Origin of the sequence: Wolbachia endosymbiont of Drosophila barbarae, from assembly GCF_044752445.1 — a bacterium.
Lineage (GTDB): Bacteria > Pseudomonadota > Alphaproteobacteria > Rickettsiales > Anaplasmataceae > Wolbachia > Wolbachia pipientis.
The window spans coordinates 1-7,302 of record NZ_JBIXJM010000130.1; the positions used below are offsets into that span (position 1 = coordinate 1).

At 36.4% G+C, this 7,302-nt stretch carries 7 protein-coding genes and 1 pseudogene; 1 reads left to right on the top strand and 7 read right to left on the bottom strand.

Annotated elements, in window-relative coordinates; all coding sequences use genetic code 11:
• Positions 1-499 precede the first annotated feature (499 nt).
• The 5 genes from folD to ACIPNH_RS01975 form a co-directional block, all read right to left on the bottom strand.
• On the bottom strand, positions 500-1,384 hold the full coding sequence (gene folD / locus ACIPNH_RS01955) for a bifunctional methylenetetrahydrofolate dehydrogenase/methenyltetrahydrofolate cyclohydrolase FolD (protein ID WP_400771394.1): 885 nt from the start codon (positions 1,382-1,384) through the stop codon (positions 500-502).
• Positions 1,368-1,943 (bottom strand): UbiX family flavin prenyltransferase, encoded by a 576-nt coding sequence (locus ACIPNH_RS01960; protein WP_400771397.1) that lies wholly within the window; start codon positions 1,941-1,943, stop codon positions 1,368-1,370. Before ACIPNH_RS01960 ends, folD begins: the two co-directional genes overlap by 17 nt.
• The gene (locus tag ACIPNH_RS01965) at positions 1,936-2,202 is read right to left on the bottom strand and encodes a DUF2312 domain-containing protein (protein WP_010082293.1); all 267 of its coding nucleotides are present in this window, start codon (positions 2,200-2,202) and stop codon (positions 1,936-1,938) included. The genes ACIPNH_RS01960 and ACIPNH_RS01965 overlap by 8 nt, the downstream gene beginning before the upstream one ends.
• Positions 2,203-2,215: 13 nt before the next feature.
• Positions 2,216-3,499 (bottom strand): HlyC/CorC family transporter, encoded by a 1,284-nt coding sequence (locus ACIPNH_RS01970; RefSeq protein WP_007549013.1) that lies wholly within the window; start codon positions 3,497-3,499, stop codon positions 2,216-2,218.
• An 88-nt stretch (positions 3,500-3,587) separates the two neighbouring features.
• Entirely contained in the window at positions 3,588-4,766 is a 1,179-nt protein-coding gene (locus tag ACIPNH_RS01975) for an aspartate aminotransferase family protein (RefSeq protein ID WP_155968466.1), read from the bottom strand.
• A gap of 275 nt (positions 4,767-5,041) precedes the next feature.
• On the opposite strand from ACIPNH_RS01975, the gene ACIPNH_RS01980 reads away from it, so the two are divergent.
• A complete protein-coding gene (locus ACIPNH_RS01980) occupies positions 5,042-6,214 on the top strand; it encodes an NADH-quinone oxidoreductase subunit D (RefSeq protein ID WP_264339441.1) in 1,173 nt (390 codons plus the stop codon).
• 27 nt (positions 6,215-6,241) lie between these two features.
• Here ACIPNH_RS01980 and ACIPNH_RS01985 read toward each other — a convergent pair whose 3' ends face one another.
• Together ACIPNH_RS01985 and ACIPNH_RS01990 are read right to left on the bottom strand one after the other, a co-directional pair.
• Entirely contained in the window at positions 6,242-6,385 is a 144-nt protein-coding gene (locus ACIPNH_RS01985) for a hypothetical protein (RefSeq protein WP_153296793.1), read from the bottom strand.
• Positions 6,386-6,973: 588 nt separating this feature from the next.
• A pseudogene (locus ACIPNH_RS01990) lies at positions 6,974-7,168 on the bottom strand (IS256 family transposase); the annotation flags it as partial.
• Between the last annotated feature and the right edge of the window lie 134 nt (positions 7,169-7,302).

The following is a 7,302-nucleotide window of genomic DNA, read 5'->3' on the forward strand; positions in this document are numbered from 1 at the left end:
ATTTTGATTCATCATTCTCTTTGTGAAAAACATTCCAAACTTTCTCTCCACTTTTTCTGGGTAAGGTCAGATACTATAAACTATAAAAAAATTTCTCCGATAGTTCATATAGCAAGTAAATTCACAAAATGAAGACTATTATTTTTATTACAGGTGTATCTACGGTTGGAAAATCAAGTTTGGCTCATATATTAGGTTCAAAGCTTTTTATGCCTAGAAACTTTGCAATTCCACTAACTATAGCTAACCCAAGAAAGGTTTCCCTACGTCATATCGCCGCGGTATCTCAGCATAGATTCCGCTAACGAGTAGCGGAATGACGAATTTGTTGTTTTTCAAATTGTAGGTAAACCTAAGCCACTTTAGCTATACTTGTAGAGAAAAAAGAATAGATGATGATCCTAAATATTTAATAAATTTGACTACTGAGGAATTTCAAAAATCTCAATTTTTTACTAATTGTGATATGGTACATTCTATCTTCATATAGCTTTCCTCTTCATACCTCAACTAATGAAATCAGAAGCATCAACTCCCTTTGCAAGCAAGCAGCAATAACAGTGTTCATCATTAGAAATGCAATGGTCATTGGGCCAACGCCCCCGGGTACTGGGGTCATAGCTTTGGCTTTCCCTTTTATTCCTTCAAAGTCAACATCACCTACAAGCTTTCCTACGTTAACGCTATTTATGCCAACATCGATCACTATTGCACCTTTCTTTATCCAGTCTGCTTGAACAAAATTTGGCTTTCCGACTGCTGCAACTACTATATCCGCTTTAGAGCAATATTCAGCTAAATCCTTGCTTTGTGAATGCAAGATGGTGACAGTGCAGTTTTCTTGCAATAGCAGGTAAAACATTGGCTTGCCCACGATATTTGACCTACCAATTACCACTGCGTTTTTACCGGAAAGGTTCTCTTCAATTGACTTAATTAAATGCAAAGAACCTTTAGGAGTGCAAGGTATAAGGCAGTTTTTTTCACCTTTAACTAATTTGCCAACGTTTTCATCATGAAAGCCATCTACATCTTTTTCAACACTTACTGTGTTAATTACTCTGCTTGCACTAATATGATTTGGTAAAGGCAATTGCACTAAAATGCCATGCACAGATGGATCTTCATTTAATTCATTGATTTTTTCAATTAATTCATCTTCTGAAATATTATCAGGCAAAACAATGGTCTCAGAACTTATGCCTATTGATTCTGCTTTTTTCTGTTTGTTGCGAACATAAACCTGACTTGCTGGATTGCTGCCCACGAGAATTACTTTCAGGCAAGGAAAAATGTTATACTCTCTCTTTAAAATATCAATTTTTTGTGATAGCCTCTCACATAGGTCGTTTGCTATTTTTTTACCATCAATAATAATTGTCACTTCCTTGCCACTCCTTAAAGTCGGGTAATTTGATATCAAATAAATCCAATACTTTGCCAACAGAATGATTAATAATATCATCCAACAATTTCGGTTTAATATAAAAAGCAGGCACTGGTGGAGCAATAATTGCTCCCATCTCCGTTAATTTTAACATATTTTGTAAATGCCCAAGATGCAGTGGTGACTCTCGCACCATAAGAACTAACTTTCTTCTTTCTTTTAGCGTTACATCTGCAGCCCTTGTCAATAGATTGGAAGTAACACCTGATGCGATTTCAGACATTGTCTTCATAGAGCATGGTGCTACAATCATCCCTGAGGTTTTAAATGAGCCGCTTGCTATTTTTTCTCCAATCTTTTCTTCAGAATAGTAAAAATCTGCAAGTGATGTAATATCTTCAAGTTTTTCTTTAATCTCGTGAGCTAAAGTTATTTTCCCAGCACGACTTATCACTAAATGAGTTTCATAATCGACGTCTTTCAACGCTTCTAAAATACGCACACCGTAAATAGAACCAGATGCTCCACTTATTCCAATTACAATTCTGCTATTCACTTAACTCTTCTTCGTAGCTCATTCCCAATGCACGTTTATAGGTATCAAGCAATATTTCTTGTTCCTCTCTGTCATCATCATCCATCTTCCTCAGCCTAATAATTTGTTTCATCACTTTTATATCCCAACCTTCATCTGCGGCTTTTGCATATACATCACGAATGTGATCTTGCACATCCCTCTTTTCTTGTTCAAGTTTTTCGATTCTCTCTATGTAACCCTTCAACTCTTCAGCCGTTATTTTTACTGTATCTTCCATGAAACTCCACTAATTAATTGCTGCCACTAATATTACCAGTTTTTACTTGCACTTCAACAACAGTAATAATATTTTTATCTTTTTTTAAAATCTTAAAGCGAAAACCATACATGGAAAACTCCTCGCCTTCGTCAGGAATGCGCTCTATTTCATTCACAATCATACCTGCTAGAGTTGTAGCTTCTTCATCAGGGAGATTCCAGTATAACTGCCTGTTAATGTCCCTAATAGTAGATTTTCCTTCTATGTGATACATATTATCAGATATTTTCTTTATAAAATTCTCCGTAATCAAATCATGTTCATCCGAAATTTCTCCAACTATTTCTTCCAGTATATCCTCAAGAGTTACAATTCCCTGCAGTGCTCCATACTCATCAATAACAAATGCAAGGTGTTTCCTGTTCTTACGGAAGTTGTGAAGTTGCACGCTGAGCGGTGTACTTTCTGGTATGAACCAAGGCCTTGACATAACTTGGGTAATGTCAACTTCTTCCGCTTTATTATTCTTTTCACGCAAAGCATTTATTAGAGCTTTCACGTGAATTACACCTACAATGTTATCTGGTTCCTTCTGCCATAAAGGTACTCTACTGTGACTGCTGGTTAAAATCTCTCTTATTAACTCTTCTTTATTCCGATCTATATCAAGAGAAAATAGGTTTCTTCTATGGGTCATAATTTGTGATATCTCTGTCTCAGCCAAATCAAGTATGCTGCTTAGCATATCTAAATCCTGTTGCAACATAGTTCCTTCACTGCGGTGAAGAGTAATCATATTACGCATTGCATCCGCTGCAGATATCACTTCCTTATCTTTATGCAGCCCACATAATTTTAGGATGAGGTTAACAATAAATTGAATACCTAGTGTCAATGGAGAAAAAATCTTTACAAAAAACAATACAAAATAAGCAGAAAATGATGCAAATTTTTCAGGATTTTGAATAGCATAAGTTTTTGGTAGAACTTCGCAGAACAATAAAATACAAAATGTCATTATAATTGTTGATAGGAGAATGCCCTCATTTCCAAAAAGATTGATAAATATTGCTGTAAATAAAGCAGAGCAAGTAATATTAATAATTGTATTGCCGAGCAATACCGTTCCTATTGTCAATTCTTTCCTATTTAATAAGCGATCTATTACCCTGGCTTTTTTGTTACCGTCTAGCTTTAGCTTATTAACTCGAGAACGGCTAATTGAGGTTAAGCCTATTTCTGCTCCTGAGAACAAAAACGATAAAACTAACAAAACAAAAATTGCTGATGATACTAAGACCAATAACCAATCCATTAAAGTACGATGTTATTGTGATAAAAAATAAAATTAATTTTACATGTTATGAGAGGCATTTGCAAGCCTGAATTTATATTGCCGAATTTTATATACCTTTAATCTTAAAAAACAAATCATAAAGCATATTACACGCTGCGTTCACATGCTCATCCTCAATGATAAGTGGTGGGGTTACCCTTACTACTTTGTTGTTTAAAACCCTAGTTATTATTAAACCTTTATCAAGAGATCGACTAATAATTTTATCAGCTACAAGAGTTGCTAGTTCTATTCCCATTAGTAACCCTTCTCCACGAACTTCTAAAATCATCTCAGGAAATTCTTTAGCTAAAAGCAACAGCTTTTCTTTTAAATATTTACTAATTCTTTTAACATGATCAAAAAAGTCTTCTTTTAGCATTATATCGAGCACTGCATTACCAACAGTCATGGCAAGTGGATTGCCACCATAGGTTGATCCATGAGTTCCTGGAGTAATTGCTTCTGCTATATAATCTTTCACTAAACATGCAGCTACAGGAAAACCGTTACCCATAGCCTTCGCACAGGTTAGCATATCAGGTTCAATGCCGACATTTTGATAATGAAATAAAGAACCGATGCGTCCATATCCGCACTGCACTTCATCAAAGCACAAAATTATTCCTTGAGCTTTTGTTATTTCCCTTACTTTTTGAAGATATTCTACGTCTAGTGGATATACTCCACCTTCGCTTTGTATGGGCTCTAAAAATACAGCAGCTATTTCATTGTTGATTTTTTCTTCTAATGCTTTAATGTCATTTCTTGGCACTTTATCAAAACCAGAAAGGAGCGGAGCAAAACCTTCGCGTGATTTTTCATTGCCTCCAGCAGAAATTGCAGCAATACTGCGGCCATGAAAGCCTCCTTCAATTGTAATAATACGATTACGTTTTGCTTGCCCTTTTGAATAAAAGTAACGACGAATAAACTTAATTGCAGCTTCTGTTGCTTCAAGCCCACTTGAGCAGAAAAAAACTTTATCTGCAAAAGTCAGGGTTGTTAAACGCTCGGCAAGCCTTTCTTGCTCGGGAATAGTGAAAATGTTAGAGCAGTGCCATAATGAGCTCGATTGCTCTTTCAGCTTATCTGTAATGTATGGATGACAATGCCCTAAAGAAGTTGTAGAAATACCTGCAGCAAAATCTAAATATTTTTTACCATCTTTATCAAAAAGATATGCCCCTTCTCCCCTGACTATAGGAGTGTCAAGTCTATTATACGCATTAACAACATGATCCATTTTATAAGTATTGTGGTATTATCTATACTATACCTGAAATGAATCCATTAACACAAAGCTTTTCCTTTAACCTCTTATGCTACTTCAACTAAAAATTTGGCTAATGCAAACCTTTTTTGTCATTCTATAGCTAAAGTGACTTGGTTTTACCAACACTTATTAGCCATTGTAAAAGTTTTTGTTTCTATTGAATGATAGTTGTAGCCTATGCAAGAAGTTTATTGACTTTGAGCGCACTTTAGCCTATACAATTTTAATATCTTAAACTACTGGACATGCCCGATCTAAAGACAATGATGTTAAATTTTGGACCTCAGCACCCAGCTGCACATGGAGTGTTGCGTCTTGTTTTAGAGATGGATGGTGAAGTGATCGAGAGGGCAGATCCCCATATTGGGCTTTTGCACCGCGGTACTGAAAAATTAATAGAACATAAAACGTATCTTCAAGCTTTGCCTTATTTTGATCGCCTTGATTACGTATCACCAATGTCACAAGAGCATGCATATTCACTTTGTGTGGAGAAATTGTTGCAATGTGAAGTGCCAATTAGGGCAAAGTATTTACGTGTCTTGTTTTGTGAACTGACGAGAATACTAAATCATTTACTGAACGTTTCTTCTCAAGCACTTGATGTTGGAGCAATGACCCCTCTTTTATGGCTCTTTGAAGAAAGAGAAAAAATACTGGAATTTTACGAAAGAGCTTCAGGTGCAAGGTTTCACGCAGCTTACATCAGGCCAGGTGGAATTGCAGCAGATGTTCCAGAAGATTTGATTGAGGATATTGCAAAGTTTATAGAGCAATTTCCAAAATATATAGACGATGTTGATGAACTTTTAACAGAAAATAGGATATGGAAGCAACGCACTGTAGGAATTAGTGAAATATCAATTAAACAGGCACTTGATTGGGGCTTTAGTGGCCCAATGTTGCGCGCTGCTGGGCTTGCTTGGGATTTGCGAAAAAGCCAGCCATATGAGATATATGATCAACTAGATTTTGATATACCGATCGGCCAAAATGGCGACTGTTATGACCGTTATCTAGTTAGAATGGCAGAGATTAGGCAATCTATCAGTTTGGTGAAGCAGTGCATAGAGAAAATGCCTGAAGGGCAAATAAAAACTGAAGATAGAAAAATTTCTCCACCGTCAAGAGTAGAGATGAAAAAATCTATGGAAGCTCTGATTCACCATTTTAAGCTCTATTCAGAAGGATATCACGTACCAGAAGGTGAGGCTTACGCAGTTGTTGAGGCACCAAAAGGTGAGTTTGGAGTGTATATAGTTTCAGATGGTACCAATAGACCTTATAGGTGCCGAATAAGAGCACCTGGCTTTGCGCATTTACAAGCCTTAGACTTTATGGCAAAAGGACACATGCTTGCTGACGTTGCAGCAATTATTGGCTCACTCGATATAGTTTTTGGTGAGATTGATAGGTAATCATTGGTACCCGTTCAGGCAATGGCGTCATGCAAGTAGCTGACACATAACTGTACGAACATTTGTTTGCAAAGGCAGTATGTTAAGTGTTATAGCCGATTTTGCCTCAAACACAAAGGCAGTGCCTTGACTACTTGGATCCAGAAAAATTGATTGTGTACTATATAACATTTTTGATCAAAAGCGTAACCGTTCACTGTTAGACTGCATTCTGTGATTTTTAGCAAAACATGATCTTTCATTTGAGCTTCCTTCAATTTAAAATAAATACAGAAAATTGCTGCCTATAGCTAAATTGACTTAGATTTCCAACAATCGTCATCCCGCTACTTGTTAGCGGCTAAGAGATACCGCGGCGGCATAGCTATCTTCAAAAATATGGTTGAATAATTGTGTGTATAATTATTAATATTTTTAAACACTTTGGCTATGGCTTTATCTAAGTTTCTCGACCCTAAGCTGGATTTAACCTTCAAAAAAATATGTAGGGTCAAGAACTGGTGCGCCTACTTTAGGGTTTGGTGGCTGATCCATTGTTTTCACAATAGGCCTCAATCCAAATTCCCATGTTAACGTTTCCAGCTCCCGCCTCGTCAAACGCAGCATCCGCACTACGCTTTCCTAGCAGATTCTTTACCAAAGTTTATAACATATTGTGCTGGTGATGCTTTCGGTTTGTAATACCTTATTCTGTAGTCTGAATATAGACCCAGCGTTTTGTATATCCATTCGCTACTCCACTTCTTCCAACCAAACCCTCTCTTCACTTTCAGCTAATAAGTGATTTTCTATTTCACCTTCCAAACTTGCCTCCAGCAGCTTTTTTATAAATGGTGTAAATGCTCCATCCCTTCCTGTTAATGGTCTGCCTTCCCTTATTGATGACAGTATATTTGCTTCCAGTTCTTTGTAATCTACCAAACCGGTAGTTCTGTTTACTACTTTCTGACTCATTGTCAAACCTCCATTTTTTTTATATCAATTTATTACTTTTTTTTTGGTTTGACACACTTTTTTGAACCATACGCGTCAAGTTAAGGAAAAGTGTAAGTAAAGTTGATAGAGTGAAGGAAAATAATAAGGTATAA